19 protein-coding genes are annotated in these 19,362 nt (G+C 39.8%); 5 read left to right on the top strand and 14 right to left on the bottom strand.

Annotated features, from left to right (window positions below; translation table 11 throughout):
• The first annotated feature begins 254 nt into the window (after window positions 1-254).
• The gene (hemJ, locus tag NWP21_RS16075) at window positions 255-815 is read left to right on the top strand and encodes a protoporphyrinogen oxidase HemJ (RefSeq protein WP_280793429.1); all 561 of its coding nucleotides are present in this window, start codon (window positions 255-257) and stop codon (window positions 813-815) included.
• Between the two features lie 66 nt (window positions 816-881).
• Here the strand turns inward: hemJ and panD are convergent, their stop codons facing one another.
• From panD to NWP21_RS16015, 12 genes are all read right to left on the bottom strand, one after another.
• Window positions 882-1,247: an aspartate 1-decarboxylase gene (panD, locus tag NWP21_RS16070; protein WP_271764439.1), complete on the bottom strand. Its 366-nt coding sequence runs from the start codon at window positions 1,245-1,247 to the stop codon at window positions 882-884.
• Window positions 1,248-1,396: 149 nt separating this feature from the next.
• The gene (locus NWP21_RS16065; RefSeq protein ID WP_280793428.1) at window positions 1,397-1,909 is read right to left on the bottom strand and encodes an inorganic diphosphatase; all 513 of its coding nucleotides are present in this window, start codon (window positions 1,907-1,909) and stop codon (window positions 1,397-1,399) included.
• Window positions 1,910-2,525: 616 nt separating this feature from the next.
• Window positions 2,526-2,711 carry a hypothetical protein gene (locus tag NWP21_RS16060; RefSeq protein WP_271764440.1) on the bottom strand — a complete coding sequence of 62 codons (186 nt, stop codon included), beginning with the start codon at window positions 2,709-2,711 and terminating at the stop codon, window positions 2,526-2,528.
• Window positions 2,712-3,052: 341 nt separating this feature from the next.
• On the bottom strand, window positions 3,053-4,600 hold the full coding sequence (locus NWP21_RS16055; protein WP_280793427.1) for an Hsp70 family protein: 1,548 nt from the start codon (window positions 4,598-4,600) through the stop codon (window positions 3,053-3,055).
• Between the two features lie 281 nt (window positions 4,601-4,881).
• Window positions 4,882-5,448, bottom strand: a complete 567-nt coding sequence (locus NWP21_RS16050; RefSeq protein WP_280793426.1) for a molecular chaperone GrpE — start codon at window positions 5,446-5,448, stop codon at window positions 4,882-4,884.
• Between the two features lie 133 nt (window positions 5,449-5,581).
• A complete protein-coding gene (locus tag NWP21_RS16045; RefSeq protein WP_280793425.1) occupies window positions 5,582-5,794 on the bottom strand; it encodes a DUF2997 domain-containing protein in 213 nt (70 codons plus the stop codon).
• A gap of 192 nt (window positions 5,795-5,986) precedes the next feature.
• Window positions 5,987-6,361, bottom strand: a complete 375-nt coding sequence (locus NWP21_RS16040) for a DUF1257 domain-containing protein (RefSeq protein WP_271733333.1) — start codon at window positions 6,359-6,361, stop codon at window positions 5,987-5,989.
• 94 nt (window positions 6,362-6,455) lie between these two features.
• Window positions 6,456-8,066, bottom strand: coding sequence for an AAA family ATPase (locus tag NWP21_RS16035; protein WP_280793424.1), 1,611 nt, complete (start codon window positions 8,064-8,066; stop codon window positions 6,456-6,458).
• 174 nt (window positions 8,067-8,240) lie between these two features.
• Complete coding sequence (locus tag NWP21_RS16030; RefSeq protein WP_280793423.1) at window positions 8,241-8,414, bottom strand: hypothetical protein; 174 nt, start codon at window positions 8,412-8,414, stop codon at window positions 8,241-8,243.
• Between the two features lie 327 nt (window positions 8,415-8,741).
• On the bottom strand, window positions 8,742-9,539 hold the full coding sequence (locus NWP21_RS16025; protein WP_280793422.1) for a GUN4 domain-containing protein: 798 nt from the start codon (window positions 9,537-9,539) through the stop codon (window positions 8,742-8,744).
• Between the two features lie 658 nt (window positions 9,540-10,197).
• On the bottom strand, window positions 10,198-11,169 hold the full coding sequence (locus tag NWP21_RS16020) for a DUF362 domain-containing protein (RefSeq protein WP_280793421.1): 972 nt from the start codon (window positions 11,167-11,169) through the stop codon (window positions 10,198-10,200).
• Between the two features lie 104 nt (window positions 11,170-11,273).
• On the bottom strand, window positions 11,274-12,683 hold the full coding sequence (locus tag NWP21_RS16015) for an aspartate ammonia-lyase (RefSeq protein WP_280793420.1): 1,410 nt from the start codon (window positions 12,681-12,683) through the stop codon (window positions 11,274-11,276).
• Between the two features lie 71 nt (window positions 12,684-12,754).
• On the opposite strand from NWP21_RS16015, the gene pgsA reads away from it, so the two are divergent.
• Window positions 12,755-13,273 carry a CDP-diacylglycerol--glycerol-3-phosphate 3-phosphatidyltransferase gene (gene pgsA / locus NWP21_RS16010; protein WP_280793419.1) on the top strand — a complete coding sequence of 173 codons (519 nt, stop codon included), beginning with the start codon at window positions 12,755-12,757 and terminating at the stop codon, window positions 13,271-13,273.
• Between the two features lie 96 nt (window positions 13,274-13,369).
• Here pgsA and rfbB read toward each other — a convergent pair whose 3' ends face one another.
• Both rfbB and NWP21_RS16000 read right to left on the bottom strand, forming a co-directional pair.
• Window positions 13,370-14,440 (bottom strand): dTDP-glucose 4,6-dehydratase, encoded by a 1,071-nt coding sequence (gene rfbB, locus NWP21_RS16005; RefSeq protein ID WP_280793418.1) that lies wholly within the window; start codon window positions 14,438-14,440, stop codon window positions 13,370-13,372.
• Window positions 14,441-14,624: 184 nt separating this feature from the next.
• The gene (locus NWP21_RS16000) at window positions 14,625-15,563 is read right to left on the bottom strand and encodes an NAD-dependent epimerase/dehydratase family protein (protein WP_280793417.1); all 939 of its coding nucleotides are present in this window, start codon (window positions 15,561-15,563) and stop codon (window positions 14,625-14,627) included.
• A gap of 156 nt (window positions 15,564-15,719) precedes the next feature.
• Between NWP21_RS16000 and NWP21_RS15995 the strand changes: the two genes are divergently transcribed.
• The 3 genes from NWP21_RS15995 (at window position 15,720) to gmd (ending at window position 19,358) form a co-directional block, all read left to right on the top strand.
• Window positions 15,720-16,859, top strand: a complete 1,140-nt coding sequence (locus tag NWP21_RS15995; RefSeq protein WP_280793416.1) for a glycosyltransferase — start codon at window positions 15,720-15,722, stop codon at window positions 16,857-16,859.
• A gap of 140 nt (window positions 16,860-16,999) precedes the next feature.
• The gene (locus NWP21_RS15990; protein ID WP_280793452.1) at window positions 17,000-17,782 is read left to right on the top strand and encodes a sugar transferase; all 783 of its coding nucleotides are present in this window, start codon (window positions 17,000-17,002) and stop codon (window positions 17,780-17,782) included.
• Window positions 17,783-18,278: 496 nt separating this feature from the next.
• The gene (gene gmd, locus NWP21_RS15985; RefSeq protein WP_280793415.1) at window positions 18,279-19,358 is read left to right on the top strand and encodes a GDP-mannose 4,6-dehydratase; all 1,080 of its coding nucleotides are present in this window, start codon (window positions 18,279-18,281) and stop codon (window positions 19,356-19,358) included.
• Window positions 19,359-19,362: the final 4 nt, after the last annotated feature.

The following is a 19,362-nucleotide window of genomic DNA, read 5'->3' as shown; positions in this document are numbered from 1 at the left end:
GTTATCGGAATAACTATAGAGAATAAATTACAAGAGTCAGTCAAAATATCTCTAAAAACATATTTTAGGCGTTTGATATGTGGCTCAGTGTTTATTTAGTAACTCCTGTGTAATTCAATCAAAAATCATTTTTTTGTCTAAGTTTAAGTATGGTCAAGGCTAGTGAACAATGATTTTCTCGCTTTTGATAATATTATTTAAGACTGCATTTATCCAATTTTTATTAACAATAAAATTGATGGAGATTTGAGTTCATGGCTTACTCGTGGTTTAAAGCATTTCATTTGATTGGCATTGTAGTTTGGTTTGCGGGATTATTCTATCTAGTACGTCTATTTATCTACCATGTAGAAGCCAACCAAGAACCAGAACCAGCAAAAACCATACTGAAAACTCAGTATGAGATTATGGAAAAACGGCTCTACAATATCATTACCACTCCGGGAATGTTGGTAACCGTCGCAATGGCTATAGGTTTATTAAGCACTGAACCCGAAGTTTTAAAACAGGGTTGGTTGCACATTAAGCTACTATTTGTTTGTCTTCTAATTGGTTATCATTATTACTGTAGTCGTCTGATGAAACAGTTGGCCGCCGATGAGTGTCGCTGGAGTGGTCAGCAGTTGCGGGCTTTAAATGAAGCACCGACCGTGATGTTACTGGTGATTGTCTTATTGGCTGTGTTTAAAAATAATCTACCAACAGATATTACAGTTTGGGTGGTTTTTGGCTTGATCATCTTGATGGCGGTGACAATTCAGCTTTACGCTAAAAAACGCCGCCGGGATAAAGAAAAGCTGATGGCACAAAACTAACCTCCTAGCTCTCCTGATGGATGCACAGGAGAGCGTTAATTGTTTTCTATAAGTACTTACCCAGGACTAGACATACTGTCTCACTTCTAATGGTCGGTTGTTCTCGTCCACCAGGACTACCTTAGGAGCGTAATTTTGTAACTCTTCTGGGGTAAACTGGCCATAAGCCATAATAATCACGCGATCGCCTGAAATTCCTAGACGTGCTGCAGCGCCATTGAGTTCAATCACGCCGGAATTAGCTGGGGCTGGTATTGTATAAGTAATAAAACGCTCACCATTAGCATTATTCACTACTTGCACTTGCTCATAGGGTAAAATTCCAGCTTTGTCCAACAATACTTGGTCGATGCTGATACTACCCACGTAGTTGATATTTGCCCCCGTGAGGGTACAGTTATGAATTTTTGCCAAAAGGAGAGTACGCTGCATTTTTTTTCAGATTTTTAGAGCATTTTTTGCCGTTCACAACTGGCCAAGGCTGTTTGTGTCTTGACAAAGGTAATGGACAGTTAGAGTTAGGAGTTAAAAACCAAAACTCATAACTCATAACTGATAACTGATAACTGTGAGCTTTTGTATTATGCTTTAGCAGCCCTAATAAATTTCTCTACTAAGGGTGCCACTTTGTCAACATCTTGCCAACCGAGAATTTCTGTAACCTTTCTTTCCAAATTTTTATAACTGCGGAAAAATTCGGCAATTTCTTCTAATCGGTGTGGTGCTAAGTCTTTGAGAGATTTTACATGAGCGTAGCGCGGATCTTTGTCAGGAACACAAAGAATTTTCTCATCGCGATCGCCGCCGTCGATCATTTCTAACATCCCAATTGGTCGTGCGGCAATCACACAGCCTGGAAAGGTAGGTTCATCCATAATCACCATACCATCGAGAGGATCGCCGTCATCAGCTAAGGTGTTAGGTACAAAACCGTAGTCATAAGGATATCGTACGGAAGAATAAAGCACTCTGTCCAGGGCAAAGGCTTGTAAATCTTTGTCAAACTCGTATTTATTTTTACTCCCGCCGGGGATTTCAATTAAAACATTGAGTATACCCGGTTTTGGTTGAGCAGGAATACGGGATAAGTCCACAAAAAAAACTCCTCTGATAACGGTAAATTAAATTAGCATTCAGTTTGGCTGCTTGTACACATTTGTCAAGTACCCACAACTGATGCGATGTATTTGACACTCCCCCACTAACCTCAGAAGGGGAGATTCTTGCTACCTTGCGGGAAGGCTGCGCCTATACAGAAAACCGCTTTTTGGTACAAGTAACACCTGGTATTTCACGTCGCAGCCACAAGCTTGAATTCCTGTGTGTTTCACAGTACTGTAATGTTCTGTCTTCTGACTTAACCCAGTAATTTTGCTTGATTGTCACAACTACCCAGCTTTAATGGGGCAATTGGTGAATTGCCCCTATTAGTATGCTACCAAAGTCTCTGCGGTACAATTCATCTTACCGCTAAAACTTTGTGCGCGGGAGTCATCCGACGCATACAGGAAACGCTGCGGCCAGAGGAAGGATGTCAAAGTATATATAGATCTCTAGGAAAACATCAAGATATCTGTTCACAGAAAGAGGGATTCCCGCCGTCGCCAACTTCCTCAGGCTGCTCTGTCTACACATTCAAAATCTTAGCTCACAATCTGTTTTCTCCTTTCTCGAGCTAACTGGCTGTGATCCCTTTGTTGTAAGTATTTTTTAATTTCCACTTCTTGGTGGTGTATAGGTTGGGGGTTGCTGGTTATTTGAAGCATCAGTTGAATAGTGGGCAATGACAAACACAGGTAGTGTTAGAGTCACTAGAGCGATCGCAGTTCCCACAATGTCTGCCAAACGATGGGAATATGTATCGGTAGGGCTGGCAGACTGGCTAGTTGCATTCATACAAATTGAAATTTGTCACTTTTGTGGTAGGTTAACCCTCTAAAAGAGAGTATTGATGTTATTCTAACTATTTTTTTCAGGTCAATTATGTAGCAGGGAAAAATTTTGACAGTTTGGCAACTTTCATATTAGTGCTTTATTAGCTGGTATTTTTGATACAATTTTCTACACAAGTGTTGTATTCCTGACTTTAGTAGCGCCGCTGACTGTAATGTTGGCTTTTATGTTAAGAATAGGTTAAGCCAATTAGTGATCAATCAAATGAAATGGATAAGCAGCCATCTGCTTGCGCCATAGGGATTTTAGAGGATATTTAGCAGTTACTACTAATGATCATGACATTACCTCAACTTATATACTTCTCCTCTATCAACCAATATCTCACCGGTCAATAAATCCTTCACAGTAGCTAATAAAGTCCGATGAGAATCTACGTAAAATAACACAGATATCCTATCAAAACCTGCTTCTCCGGGGGGGTTAAGTTTAGCTACACAAACCTTTTGATGCTGACTATCTAAAGAACGATAAGTTTCTTGGTGTTGGACAATACTGCTTGTCATTCTTCCTGACGCATCAAAAGCGATTTCTGTTTGCGTCATATCGCCTAATTCACCAATATCCAAATGCACCTCCATTTGTCCATTATTTGCAACTTGTAAATTTAACCATGCTTTAGATTCACAAGGATATTTTGTACCTTGAGTAAATAAGCGATGATAAGTATATGTTCTACTGTAAGCATCCCATAAACGAATAGCGTAACTATGATGCAAGAAATCATCAACCTGTGTAAATTTACTCACAGTTAAAGCACCATGACACACAGCATCAAAGGGCTTATTAAGTTTTACCTTATTCTTACCGAAATAAGATATAATTAGTTGTCTGACTGCCGGAATTAAACAACTTCCTCCTACTAATAAGACTTCATCAATATCATTTTTATGAATACCTTTTTTGAAAGCAATTCCTAACACATCATCTAAAGCTTCCCGCAACTGTTGTAAAAATTGTCTATTTTCTAAAATTTCCTCTAATTTTTCACGATTCATTCTCAATTCATAAGACATAAAAGATTCATCATCAAACCATGTTTCACTAACAGATTGATTTTTGGATAATTGAATTTTTAGCTTTTCGGCAATTTCTAACAAATTTTGATAAGCAATTTGGCCTAATTGTTCCCGTCTTAAATTCTGAGAACGTAAATAATCTTCTACTATCCAAATATCAATATCTTCTCCACCTACATAAGCTTCAGATTTAGCTAAAACCTCAGCGCGTAAATTACCATTGGGACTAGAATGAGGAACTGTTTTGAGTAAACTTAAATCTAGAGTTCCTCCGCCAAAGTCCACCACTAACATCAACACACCAGGATGTTTGATAGCATATCCCAAGCCAGCAGCCGTAGATTCATCTATAATTGAAACCTCAGGAACATTTAACTTTGCTCCCAAGTCTCGAAACCAATCTAAATAACGTTCAAAAGCACCAACAGGAACAGTAAAAACTAAATGATTTGGTTTAATATTTTGTTTTTTAATTTCTCTCCAAATACTTTGAATAAATAACTCACATATTGATCTAGAATCATAATCTCTTCCCTCGATATGTATCGGGGGTGATTGATAATCTCCAGCTAAATCACGTTTAAATTTTTTAAATAATCGCTCAGGAGGGTAACTTTGAGAAAGTCCTAGTCTTTGACTGCGGACCCCTTCACCTAAGATCACCTGGTTATGTGATTTAATAAAGAGTACGCTGGGAATAACTGGAATTTCTAATCTTTCACCGTGAGCAGAAGCACCAATAAATAAACGGGATAGATTAGGAAAACGTAAACTTTTAGGTAATTGAGTATCAGGTTCTAAAATACTGACCACAGTATTACTTGTACCAAAATCAATTGCAACAGTTGTCATAATTCAAGATTGAAAGTAGGTTTGGTTTCAACGTAAATCAACAAAACCATGAGGTCATGAAATTTTTCATTTTTGCTTCTAGCAATGGTAAAATTGCACCTGAAAAGGTGGTATTATTTGACAATAATTATCTAATACGGCAGTTTTAAAAATGCCGTAGTATACCGGGATATTTAAGTATAGATTTATCTGTGATTGCTGAAGTTTTAAGTTAGTAACCCCAGCCTACGATATGAAAGATTTTAACATTTATTATATCTACCTGGAAGAGTGCGACTAACCTTAGCTGGATAGAGAATATTATCACCTTTTTGATAACCAATAAAACGAATATATACTAATTCTCCTTCTAGGATCTCATCACTATCAGCTTGATGTAATTGGGGATGATAGTTTACCTGTTCCCAAGTTTCACCAATGGGGGTATAACCCCAACTAGAAATAAGTTGCTCTAAAGATGTGAATAGGGACAGTATGTTTTTAGCAGGTAATTCAGGTTGTGCTAGAGCCATTTTCTTGACTGTAGGATAGTTGCTGAGTAAGGTTTGCAGTTGGGTAAAAGTCTCACACTGAAAATCACTTTGTAATTGTTGAGCTTGTTGTTTTAACTCTTCTCTGAGTCGTTGACATTGAATTTCTAAATCTTGGATTTTTCTGTTTGTGTCTGGAGAAATTACAGGTTGATTGATAATAGGGAGAGCTTGATATTTTTCTAAAAATAGTGACGACAAAACCAGATAAATCGCCACTACCATAATTATACCAAAAGTCAGATGATTTATTTGTTCTAGCATATTATTTATTGACATATTTTTGAAATAAAAATGGTTTAAAAGATAAAATCATACTGTCTAACTCACTTTTATTATGCATGAGAAGATAAATCTTATTTCCAAGATATTTGTGTGCTGCTGCGATTTCGACAGGAATGATATGATGTTATCACCACTGCTGCAAGGATTGATTTTCACATATATTGATTAACCCATCTGGTTCGTAATATTCAGGTAAAAGTTCCTGAGATTCTATTGCTCCCAAGGATTTTTCTAAACCTCGTGTCGTTTCTACACAACTAGATCCGGTTGCATTTAAAACCTTTTCGACAATCTTACCATCTTTACCAATGTGATATTCAACTTTTTGATATTCTGCCATGATGCTTCTTCCTTTATGCTCATTATAACCAATAATACTTTTAAACTGGGAGCATTTCATTTTTTTGATAACGCTGATAAAACCTCAACCCAAACCTCTCTTGATGAATAGGAGAAAGGGCGAGTAGAAATTTTATTTCCTTCCTTCACCAGGGGGATGTAATATACAGAGGTAAAACAGAGATGTTAACCCTTAAACCCATCTACCTACTACAACCCTGATCGTACCATCTTCTAATATTTCTTCTGTTTCTATATTAAATCCCTCAGTTTCAATTGTCTTCATCAAGATTTTGTGGGCATATTTTTGACTAATATGATTGACAAACTCCTGTTCATCAATTTCTGCACCCCAAAAATCTGCAACTAATTCATAATTTTCTCCCTGTGGACGAAAGCCTAAATCATAACCATTTTCTTGGGGGATGACATATTCGGCTGTTGTGCTATCACCCATGTAACCCCGTACATTGGTGTTTTTTTCTACGGTATAACCTAACTCTCGTAGGACTTGATGCAGAATTTCCCCCTCTTTAATTTGGATTTGGATAGTCGTAAAATGAGACATATAAAACTCCTCAATGTAATTGCTTCTAGCGGAATAGTCATGTTATGAATATGATATTGTGGCAGAAGAGAATATTCACCTATTCCCCTTTCTTTTAATCTACTTCTAGGGGAGTTAAGCCTTGTTGCTGAGAATAGTTTTTTAACTCCTCAACTAATTGGGTATCTATAGAAGCTGTTCTGGCTCCTGCTTCCGCAGCCCAGCGTTTTAAACTAGCGATTTGTTCTTTGGCTATGGCTGCTAAAGGTACTGTTTCTGATATAGCGGCTAAAATATCATCTGTGTTAAAATCACGCCGATTACCATTTACCAGATTACCAAAAGCTCGATGCATTCCATCAATAATCACTTGCTGAATTTCAGCACCGCTAAAGTTTTCTGTATGTTCAGCAAGTTTGGGTAAATCAAAGTCTCGCTGTTGGGAGGGACGAATTTTTTGCAGGTGGACTTTGAAAATATCATGACGTTCTTGTTCTGTAGGTAAATTTAAAAAGAATATTTCATCAAAGCGACCTTTCCTTAATAACTCAGCTGGGAGAATTTGCACATTATTGGCGGTAGCTACCATAAAGACTGGACTTGTTTTTTCTTGCATCCAAGTAATTAATGTCCCAAATACCCGGCGAGAGGTGCCAGAATCACCATCAGCACTACTATTAATATTACCAAATGCTTTATCTATTTCATCCATCCATAATACACATGGAGAAATCGCTTCTGCTAATTGAATCATTTTGCGAATGCGATTCTCACTTTCTCCCACTATTCCCCCAAATAGTCTACCCACATCTAAGCGTAAGAGAGGTAAACGCCATTCATGGGCGATGGTTTTGGCTGATAATGATTTACCAGTTCCTTGTATTCCTACAAGTAAAATTCCTTTGGGGTTAGGTATTCCATACCGTCGAGCTTCTTCGGTAAAAGCATCTTGACGCATCCGCACCCACTGTTTAAGATTTTCCAATCCCCCAACATTCTTTAATGATTCATGGGCTGTGTAAAATTCTAATATTCCTGTTTGCCGAACTGCTTGTTTCTTGGCTTCTAAAACTCCGTCAATATCTGATTCGTTTACTTGTCCTTTGGCGGCTAAAGCTGCTGCTAAAACTCGCCGAATTCTAGCGCGACTTAATCCTTCACAGGCTTTGATGAGTTGCTCTTTTCCTAGTCCGCTTAACTTGAGTTTCTCAGGAACCACTAGTTGGTGAATCAAGTAATCAATCTCTGCAATCTTTGGTAAAGGAAAATCAATAACTGTGATTTCTTCTTGTAATTCTGGAGGAATAGTTAATGTATGACTGGTGAGGATGAGGGTCTGACGGGTGCGGTTGAGTTGTCGAGTCAGATTTTTGAGCGCGCGAATCACGGGAGCATGTCTTTCCATCTCCGGGGTTTTGAGGATAAAATGTATGTCACGCAATACAAATATAGTAGTTGTGTTTTCTGGTGCTTTGGCTATTCTGGCTAATGCACTCATGACGGATCCTTTATCGTTTCCGTTGTCATTCCAACCGGTAACTATGTCCCAGAATAATAACTGACGCTGTGACTGGGATAGTTGCGTGACTTGTTGTAGTACTTCTTCTATGGGTTCTTCTTCGGTTCCCACTATATAAAGTAGTGGATAGCGGGCGCGAAGCATTAAGTCTAATTGCTGGACTAGTTTTTGATGGGGACTTGCGGTGCTCACAGCATTGTTAGTCATTAGTATAAATGGCAAATGAATTATTAATGTATGAAATTTGTCTAGGAGATGTCAGCAGTTATAAGTTGGGCTATCCTGTCGCTAAACCACCACCTATCTTTATGGTTCAGCTATTTATTTCGATTCCTATCCTAATAACTACCCGACAAAAAGCTTTATAAAGTTAGCTAATGGTCAAACACCATTGGCTAGATTTTCGCCTCGATGATTCAAGCCTTGTGGGTGAGGATAAGAATAGCGACATCTCAGGCTGGGAATAGCATTTAAAAGGGCTGGTAACTCCGGCGCTTGACTTGGAATATTAAGCACAGTATAATGTCCTTCCGGTTCCTGTGGATTATTCATCATTCCTCAACACTAGGTTTACTTATTGCTGTATTAAAAATATCATACTCCCGCAGGATAATAAACGCTCCGTCTATTTATCCCCAGTTCCTATATGGCGAAGTGAGAATAAATTTCTGATTTTTGACCTTTGCTAGAGCGTTTATGGCGGCTCTTGTTGAGCGATTACCTTGGGATCTGCGCGATAGCTGGCGTGGCGCAGCCATAGGGCGATCGCACGCTATATCATAGCTAAACCTTGAGCGGATGGCAATTGCTAATTTTTGGTATAGCTAGTACGGTCAGACAAAGCATGACCGCCAATTCACAATAAAAGTTTACATTTTTGTGTCACCCTAATATGCTACAATTGGACAGTTTAGAAATCAGAGAAATAAACAAATCTCGACCACCCACAAAACAAGACTCCACACAACACCAAAGAGCTAAAAAATTAGGCATTTGTACCGTTTGATTTCTCCTATCACAATTAATCTCAGTGCATTGCAGGCAATGGTTAGTCTTCCTCCATCCTACTCTGTCCCCGAAAGCTTTCCAAACTTCATAGTCCCACTCTTGAGTTCCCCCCAAACTTTCATAAATCTGCTTTTGAACAGAAAAACCAAACAGCCCATCGCTGTACTTTAACCACAACTGGTCAATGGTACCAAGGTCTGCACAGGGAAAGTCATGAATACTTTGAATATTTAACCAGCCTTCCTCTTCCCTTTGCGCAACAGCTAACATTACCCGCTTTGTTTCGTCATCAGCTGCTTTCCACTTCTGTTTTGCGAGTAAGTCGCGCAGGTGAGTATAGTCTGCCCCTACAACTGAGTATAACTCTATTCCGTCCTCAAATATTCTTAACGCCTCTTTGGCCTTGGCTTCTGTGCGAGACTGCAACAACGAATAAGCTGCATATTGTACCTTTGGTGACTCATCATTTAAAGCCTGAATTAAGAAATCTAAACCCAGTTCGCCATAATTGAAAGCTTGTGCAATTCCGAGGATTCTCACCTGGGGATTAGGATTACTAAAGCGTAATATCACCCCTTCCATACCACCTAAAACTGCTGCGAACTGTGGCGCTGTATGTTGTCCACCAAGTACAGCATCGTATTCACCAGGTTCTTGCGGATTATTCGTCATTGCTCTATCTCTAGCCTTGATGTATTGCTGTGTCCAAAAGATTGGACCTAGTGAGACGGTGGGACGACAGATGTCAGAAACTTATGCATATTGATCAACTTATGCAGTTTGACAGTTGTGACTATGAGCAAACATTTTTTATTCAGTTTTATTTACCGGAGATGATATGCGGCTAAGTATCGCCAGTAATATAAATATATAAATGCAACTAATAGTTAACTTTGGCATAAGCTACTTGCAGAAGTTCGCTATACAGTAAAGGCGCTGCGGTTTGCAACCCAATCACAACAATCTGTGTCATACTGGTAAATTCACAAAAAAACTCTATCTCTATCTTAACGACAATAGAGATCATAAGTTTATGTGACTCCCAGTGCTGAGGAATCGCGGATTTTGGGGATGGTGTTTGAGCAATCTCGTCCCTGTTGATAGGTGTTCTTATGGCACCAGAATATCTGGCGACGGCCGACATCTCTACCCACAAGAGGATAGGATTTTACGCTCTACCAATCAACGGCCTTAACCCCATGTCCTAATTATAGTATCACCCAAGTATTATGAGAAATACTTGAATAAATCTTAATTACTCTGAACATCACCCCAAAAACCCTATGCTAATTTCATGTTTTAACCTAAACATACAACGAGAATTAAGAATCTAAGCTTTACCATAAATACTCATCGGCTCCTTGAGGAACTTAATATAAAAATGTTTAAACGTAGACTTAATCACCCGAGGCATGGCAAAATCAATTGGCATTAACTGATCTGGTAGTTGCCAATCTGTTATTGTCAGTAAATCTGGATGTAAATGGGGAAAATCAATTTCGGTAAGTTCAGGACAAACGCCCAATCTTTGAGAAGCTGCAACCGTAGGTACTTGTTCCGGTGATACCTTGAGAATTTCCACCATTGACCGATCTAAAGCAAATACATCTGATGCTGCTGCTAAAATACCCAAATCACGGGGTTCTCCCCCACTAGGTCCATTACCTTCATGACCGATGATACCATCTAAAATGGTTAGGTTGGGATTAATTGCCCTGGCTGTCTCTACTAACATTTCACCAAATCGGTGAGTATCTTTCCCCGCTTCCATGTGCCACCAAGCTTTCATTTTACCCGGAACACAACCAAACAGATTTTTTACCCCCATAGTTAAAGTCAACTGCATATGTGATTTGACTTTGGGTAAGTTAATGACTACATCTGCTTCCATAGCCTCTTTACATAGCCGCAGATGATTAAAATCTTCACTGACAGTTTGGTAACGCTTACCGTGAAACTCAATAATAGGAATATTCAGTTCTTCTAAAAGCGGGAGATAGCCATTAACTTGTGCTACTCCTTTGGCGCTTCCAAAAGCCGGACTGTCCCCTAAAAAGGGCTGACCACCAGCGTCTATGACCATCTGGGCAACTTCATAAACCAGTTCCCGGCGGGTTGTACACTCCTTATGGGGACGGGCCCCTGTGAGAAGATTCGGTTTGAGTAACACTCTATCCCCTGGTTTCACAAAGGCAGACATCCCCCCCAAAGGTTGCAGCAGGGTAGCTAAAGATGCTTGTAAAGCCTCCTGTTCATAGGAAGTAGCCCGAATCAAACTAACGGATGGTTTTTGAGTCTGCATGGATAATATATAGGATTGATATAAGTACAATTATACGCCCCTCTTCTTGGTAAGGAGAGGGGAGACCTGGAAGTGAGTCAAAAGTGAGGTAAGGTGTTTGAATTTTATGTTAGAGGCACAATGGCGCTCATTTGTTCCAAATCTAACACTTTTGCTAATTCCCCTTCACTCATTAACCCTCTTTCTAAAACAATTTGCCTGAGAGATTTACCGGTTTCTAAAGATTCTTTGGCTACAGCAGCCGCATTTAAATAACCAATGTGGCTATTTAGTGCGGTGACTAATGCTAAACTACCTTCAGCATAAGTTAAACAACGTTCCCTGTTGGCAATAATTCCCTCAATACAGCGTTGGGTGAGAGCCGCGATGGTATTACCGAGAATTTCGATACTGTGAATCAGATTATAGGCGATGAGGGGCATCATCACATTCAATTCTAATTGTCCTGCTTGAGCAGCTAAGGCGATCGCATGATCGTAACCCATTACCTGAAAACATACCATAGATGTCATCTCTGCCATAACTGGGTTATATTTACCCGGCATAATTGAGGAACCCGGTTGTACTGGGGGTAATTGAATTTCTTTAAAACCAGTTTTGGGGCCTGAGTCCATTAACCGCAAATCATGGGAGATTTTGACTAAATCCTGGGCTAAATTGCGTAAAGCACCGGAAACATTCACAAAAGGTGCCATACTCTGCATTGCGGCCATTAAATGGGGTGCTGGTTCCAATGGTGATTCCATCAACTGGGAAATCACTTCTACCACACGGGTGCGATACTGGGGATGAGTATTCATTCCAGTACCAGCAGCACTACCACCCAAACCCAAGACCATTAAATCCCCAGAAGCTATATAGATGCGGTTCTGGTGGTCTGATAATATCTGCGCCCAACCGCCGAAATTATCACCCAAACGCACAGGGACTGCATCTTGTAAGTGGGTTCTCCCTGATTTGACGATATCTTGAAATTCTACAGCTTTGGTTTCTAATGCGGCGATCGCTTTTGATAGAGCGGGGTGTAATGTGTGGGTGAGGGCTAATAGTCCCCCAATCCGAATTGCCGTAGGAATCACATCATTGGTAGACTGTCCATAGTTTACATGGTCATTGGGACTCACCCGCTGATAATTGCCCTTTTCTTCCCCAAGAATTTCTAAAGCTCGATTTGCTAAAACTTCATTGACATTCATGTGGTGAGAAGTCCCCGCACCAGCTTGATAAACATCTACTACAAACTGATCTCGTAACTTCCCGTCCAATATTTCATCAGCAGCTTGGACAATTGCTTGACTGATATCTGAGGGAATACAACCCAATTCTCCGTTGACGATAGCGGTAGCTTTTTTGATAATTAAACAAGCATCTACATAAGTAGATAAGGGTCTAATGCTGCTAATATCGAAGTTTTCTACTGCTCGGAGTGTTTGAATACCGTAATAAGCGCTACTTGCAATTTGGCGATCGCCCATGGAATCGCGTTCAATGCGAAAATCTTTATTTTCAGTCATAGTGTTCTGTGGATCATGTCAAAATACAGATCATGCCATGCAAATACACTAAAAACCTAATTTGGTGCTATATGAATTTACCCAACTTAATTACCTTTTCTCGACTTTTGGGAATACCGTTTTTACTTTACGGCTTATATAATCCTACACCCCAAGCTAGATGGGTCTGTTTGACCATATTCTTGGTCGCAGCGTTAACTGATTGGTTGGATGGCTATTTGGCGCGCAAACTCAACCAAATTACTGATTTAGGTAAATTTCTCGACCCTTTAGTGGATAAATTACTCGTACTTGCGCCCTTGTTAGTCTTAGTGGAATTAGAAACTATTCCCGCTTGGGGGGTGTTTGTGATTTTAGCACGGGAATTGGCGATCGCAGGTTGGCGGGTCAATCAAACTACAATCACAGGGGCGAATATTTGGGGGAAACTTAAAACCGTCAGTCAAATAATTGCTATATCACTGTTAATTGCTCCTTTATCCACAGCTTGGAAAACTCCTTCTTTGATTGCTTTTTGGGTTTCTGTAGTTTTGACTTTAATATCTGGGGTCATTTATCTGATTCCATCTAGGAATCAAAACAGTTTGTAAGATAGCATCCCATTAGTGATATGAGAAAGGCTATAAATTTTATCAAAAAGAACATGGTTGGTTGTCTGGTGGTTTTAGATTTGATATGATTCTTAGTTAGGCTGTCCTCTTTTCATAGTTTTGTTTTATCCAGGATTGATATTCTCCTGAGCGTACCTGATTAATCCAATCGGTGTTATTCAGATACCATTTGACAGTTTTCAATAAACCACTATCAAAGTTCTCTTGAGGTTGCCAACCTAATTCATCAACAATTTTACTACAATTAATTGCATATCTCCTGTCATGTCCCGGACGGTCTTTGACAAAACTAATTAAATCAGAGTGGGAAAAATCAGATTTAGGGGCTAATTCATCTAGAATTGCACAAATTTTCGCCACAACTTGTAAGTTTGTTTGTTCGTTCATTCCACCAACATTATAAGTTTGTCCAAGTTTTCCCTGTTCTAGAACCAGTTTAATGGCTTGACAATGGTCGATAACATAAAGCCAATCTCGAATATTTTGACCATCCCCATATATAGGTAATGGTTGACCTTCCATCCCATTCAGGATAATCAAAGGAATCAGCTTTTCAGGAAACTGACGCGGACCATAATTATTAGAGCAATTTGTGGTTAAAGTTGGTAATCCATAGGTGTGATAATAAGCCCTTACAAAATGGTCAGATGCTGCTTTCGATGCTGCATAAGGACTATTAGGCGCATAGGGGGTATCTTCTTTAAAAGCTTGTTCTTGGGGACTTAGTGAGCCGTAAACCTCATCTGTAGATATGTGCAAAAAGCGAAACTGGTGCTGTCTTATTGGTGACAATTTTTGCCAATATATCCGACTTGTTTCTAATAGCTGAAATGTACCAACTACATTAGTTTGAATAAAAGACTCAGGACTTAAAATAGAACGGTCAACATGACTTTCAGCCGCAAAATTAATAATTGCTTCTGGCTGATATTTTTCTAATAAAAAACTAACTAATTCACAATTACTAATATCTCCGCGCACAAAAAGATAGTTCGGATCATCTTGTATTGCTGCTAAAGTTCCTAAATTACTTGCGTAGGTTAATTTATCTAAATTAATGACTTTAGCCCATCCTGATCTCCTCGCTTCTAACACGAAATTAGCACCAATAAAACCCGCTCCGCCGGTCACCAATACAGTTTGCATATCTTCTCAAATAGTTGATTTATTAATCTTTTATTCGTCCCGTAGTGATTAAAAGTTATCTTAACCACAACCTAAACTATAGCAGTCCTAAATCATTTATAAACTCCCCTCTTCCCTTAGATACCTAAACGACTAAAGCCCTGGAGAAATTTTGAAATAGAATTGCTATAGTCCCCGCCAAACCCTAGACAGCGCGCAAAATTTCCTCATCTAGGGAGAAATCAATTTCAGCTTGATCTTGTCTAGTTTTGAGATAATCCTTTTCTAGAGAATCAGCTAACCCAGAAATTAAATCATATTCAGGTTGCCAAGTTAATTCTCTCATAGCTTTATTCACTGATGCAAAGAAATGCTGTACTCGCATGGGAAAAGCTTTGCGCTTGCCAAAATCGAATTTTTTCGGGTCATAATGTACTATTTTAATGGCATCAGGTGATTTACCCGCTGCTACAGCACAAGCACGGGCTAAACCATCAAAGGTCACAAAGCGATCGCCGGAAATATTATAAATTTGTTTTATGGCTTGTTGATTACCGATGACCTGTGACATAGACTGAGCTAAATCTTTGACATGACCTAACTGGGTAATATGCAAGCCATTACCAGGAATGGGAAGGGGGCGATCGCGTAAAATTCTATCAAAAAACCAGCTTTCTAAAGGATTATAGTTACCCGGTCCGTAAATATAAGTTGGACGAATCGCAGTAAAAGGTAAATTTTGTTGAGTTAGGTAAGCTTCTGTTTCATGCTTACCCCGGTGGCGACTTTTCGGATCTACTGCATCCCCTTCTATGTGCGGTAATTGGTCAGATTTGAGATATACCCCCGCAGAACTCATATATACAAACTGTTGTACCCGTCCTTGATAGATTTCTGCTAAAGGTTGAGTATCCGTAAGTTCCCGACCGTTATTATCAAAAATGACATCGAATTCCTCCGATGATAATTTTTCTTTTAGTTGGTTGGGGTCAGTGCGATCGCCTATAATTTGTCCTACTCCCGGTAAAGAAGGTAAAGGACGATTCCCACGATTAAACAGTACCACCTCATGCCCTTGTTCTACCAACAGTTGAGTCAGATAAACACCAATGAACCTAGTACCACCCATGATTAAAATTCGCATAAAATCCCACCTGAAAAAAAATACTTGTTGTCAAGAGGCTGAAGTCGCTATTACCTAGTCCCTAACTTGAGGTTATCAGGTGGCCGTATCCCTGTGGAACCTATAAAGAAAAAACCACTACCTATTTTGTCTGTTTTTTACCAGTGAGAGTTAGCCGTGTCTTTAAAATATGCTTTAGTTCATGAGTGGCTCACACCTAAAGCCACTGGGGGTTCAGAAATAGTAGTCGAGGAAATTCTCAAACATATTAATGCTGATTTATATGCCCTGATTGATTTTGAGTCAACCAATCCTCACAGTTATTTATACAAACGGCAGATTGGCACAACTTTTCTTCAACACTGGCCTTATGCTCAAAATGGTGTGCAAAAGTACTTACCTTTCTTACCATTGGCAATTGAACAACTGGATTTACGGGATTATGATGTTATTCTTTCCTCATCCCACGCAGTGGCGAAAGGAGTTCTCACAACTCCCGATCAGTTGCATATCTGTTACTGTCATACTCCCATGCGCTACGCTTGGGATTTGACATTTGATTATCTGCGCTACAGCAACTTAGGAAAAGGTTTACTAGGATGGGTAACTCGATATTTACTACATAGTTTACGCCAGTGGGATGTCTTGAGTGCCAATCGCGTAGATTACTTTATCGCCAATTCCCACCATACAGCTCGTCGCATTTGGCGCTGCTATCGGCGAGCAGCAACGGTTATTTATCCACCGGTAAATATTGATAAATTCCCATTGGTGACCCAAAAAGAAGATTTTTATCTCACAGTTTCCCGGTTAGTCAGTTACAAGCAGGTATCCTTAATCGTCAAAGGTTTTAATCAATTACAACTCCCATTGGTAATTATTGGGACAGGATCGGAAATACCAAAAATTCGCGAAATAGCCAATTCCAACATCCAAATACTTGGATGGCAACCCGATGATGTGGTAAAAAAATATATGGCTAAAGCTAAGGCATTTGTGTATGCAGCTTGTGAAGATTTTGGCATTGCCTTAGTAGAAGCACAAGCTTGTGGTACTCCAGTCATTGCTTACGGTGCTGGAGGTGCTTTAGAAACGGTGCGCGATCTGCGCGCTTGTACCGATACAGCAACGGGCATATTTTTCAGCACACAAACAACAGCAGCCTTAATGGAGGCAGTAGAAAAATTTGAAATTTATCAAACTTCATTCAATCTTGAGTATATGCGATCGCACGCTGCCCAATTTTCATCACCAGTTTTTGCCCAGCGCTATCTCAAATTTATAGAGCAATGTTACCAAGAAAAAACATCCCGATAGCGTAGCATGGCCTAAGCCATAAGTGAACATCCAAAGTTAATTTCTGCTTTGGTAGTGCTTATTGGCACTGGATGCCCAGAAATGTTTCATTTTAGCTGTAAGATTGAGACTATGTGTGGTGTGGATTATTAAGGAGTATGATGACTGGCCAGAGCTCACTCCTCTCCGTTAAGCGATATCTAGGCTTCAGGAATGGTAAAGCCCAACAGCAAAGCACTAGTACGTCTATGCGTACTTTTATCAGCCGGGGACAAAAAACCAAGACGCCTAAACTCAAACCCAGAAGTTTGTCTTTACAGGGTTTAAACGGAGAGTTCGCTAAAAGATTGTTTGATATAGTGTTTTCACTGTTGGTATTGATTTTGTTCTTCCCACTTTATTTAATTTTGTCCCTGCTGATTGCTGTTAGCTCAGAAGGCCCAATTTTTTATATCCAGAAACGGGTAGGCAAAAACTACAAGACCTTCAATTGTATTAAATTTCGGACGATGGTCAGCAATGCAGACGAAATGCTCACGGAAATCATGGCAACATCACCTCACTTGCGAGAAGAATTCCAGAGCAATTTTAAGCTGAAAAAAGACCCCCGAATTACCAAAATTGGTCAATTTTTACGAATCACCAGCTTGGACGAATTACCTCAGTTTTGGAACGTTCTCAAGGGAGACATGAGTGTTGTCGGTCCTCGTCCCTTAGTAGGCTCCGAACTTGCTAAATATGGTTGTCACATTGATCATATTTTAACAATCCGCCCCGGAATTACGGGATTGTGGCAAGTTTCTGGGCGTAATGACATTCCTTACCCGCGAAGAGTCCAAATAGACCTGCATTATGTCAAATTTAGAAATTTCTGGCTAGATTTATGGATAATATTTAAAACAATTGATGTGGTTATTTTACCTAAAAATAAAGGCGCATACTGACAGCTACAGCTTGCGTAACCCATAGAATCACTCCCACTGTATCGGGAAATTCCTGGGGTAGTTTCTCCTAGGAAACCATCAAAACCTCCCTTAGGTGTTGGGTAAGACAACCTTAATCATCCTTATGAAACAGAGAAATTTCCGTATTTCTCTGGGTGAGGTTTTTCAGTATTTACCGGTAATTGCATAACTAGTATGTACACCATAGGTTAGTCTGGGTAAGATGGTGTAAAATATCCTATTGATTAAAGTGATACTAATTCTTTGCCAAGCATAAATAATGTACACAAAATAATTAGGTTACTTTTGAGTTAAACTAATTCGGGGTGACTTGTGAAATGACTGACATATCAACAACGATAGCTACCGCTTGCGTAAGCTATGCAAAGCAAGCCTTAGACATATTGTTAACATCAATAGTTTTACCCTGAGATTATCTAGCCAAAACTGGATTTTCTGAATCCGCGTTTAACCATTTCAATAGAGACAAAAGAGCATGACACAAACCAAACGGGCTTTAATTACTGGTATTACTGGTCAAGATGGTTCATATCTGAGTGAGTTTCTGCTTGATCAAGGTTATGAAGTCCATGGTATTATTCGCCGGACTTCTACCTTTAATACAGACCGCATTGATCATATTTACGAAGATCCACATAAACCAGGAGTACGGTTGTTTCTGCACTACGGCGACTTAACCGATGGTACAACCCTACGCCGGATTATAGAACAAGTCCAACCGATAGAAATTTATAACTTGGGCGCTCAATCCCATGTCCGAGTCAGCTTTGACTCACCGGAATATACTGTTGATGCGGTAGGAATGGGAACACTGCGATTATTAGAAGCCATCCGGGACTACCAGCAACGTACAGGAATTCAGGTGCGTTTCTATCAAGCTGGTTCCTCAGAAATGTTTGGTTTAGTACAAGCAGTACCCCAAATGGAAACCACTCCCTTTTACCCACGCAGTCCCTATGCTTGTGCTAAAGTTTACGCCCACTGGCAAACGGTAAATTACCGCGAGTCCTATAATTTATTTGCCTGCAATGGCATACTTTTTAACCATGAATCACCCCGTCGGGGCGAAACCTTTGTGACTCGCAAAATTACCAGAGCGGTGGCTAAAATTGTCGCAGGTAAACAGAAAAAGATTTATATGGGTAATCTTGACTCCAAACGAGATTGGGGATATGCGAAGGATTACGTACGGGCGATGTGGATGATGTTGCAGCATGATCAAGCCGATGATTACGTAATTGCTACTGGGGAGACTTACTCTGTACGGCAATTTTTGCAGGAGGCTTTTAGTTATGTGAACCTGAACTGGGAAAATTATGTCGAGTTTGACCAACGCTATCTTCGTCCCGCAGAAGTAGACTTGTTAATTGGCGACCCCACGAAGGCTAAACAAAAGCTTGGTTGGGAGCCTTCGGTAACTTTTACAGAACTAGTCGCTCTGATGGTGGAAGCAGATTTACAAGCATTGGGTTTGACTTCGCCAAATGGTAATGGTGCGAATATTGCTGATGATATTGCTACTATTCGTCAAGAACTGGGCGCTCTCCATTTCTAATCTA

The sequence above is a fragment of the Anabaenopsis sp. FSS-46 genome (genome assembly GCF_029891665.1).
GTDB classification, from domain to species: domain Bacteria; phylum Cyanobacteriota; class Cyanobacteriia; order Cyanobacteriales; family Nostocaceae; genus Anabaenopsis; species Anabaenopsis arnoldii.
Note: the sequence above shows the minus strand (reverse complement) of the source record. Positions and strands in the feature narration are given on the sequence as shown.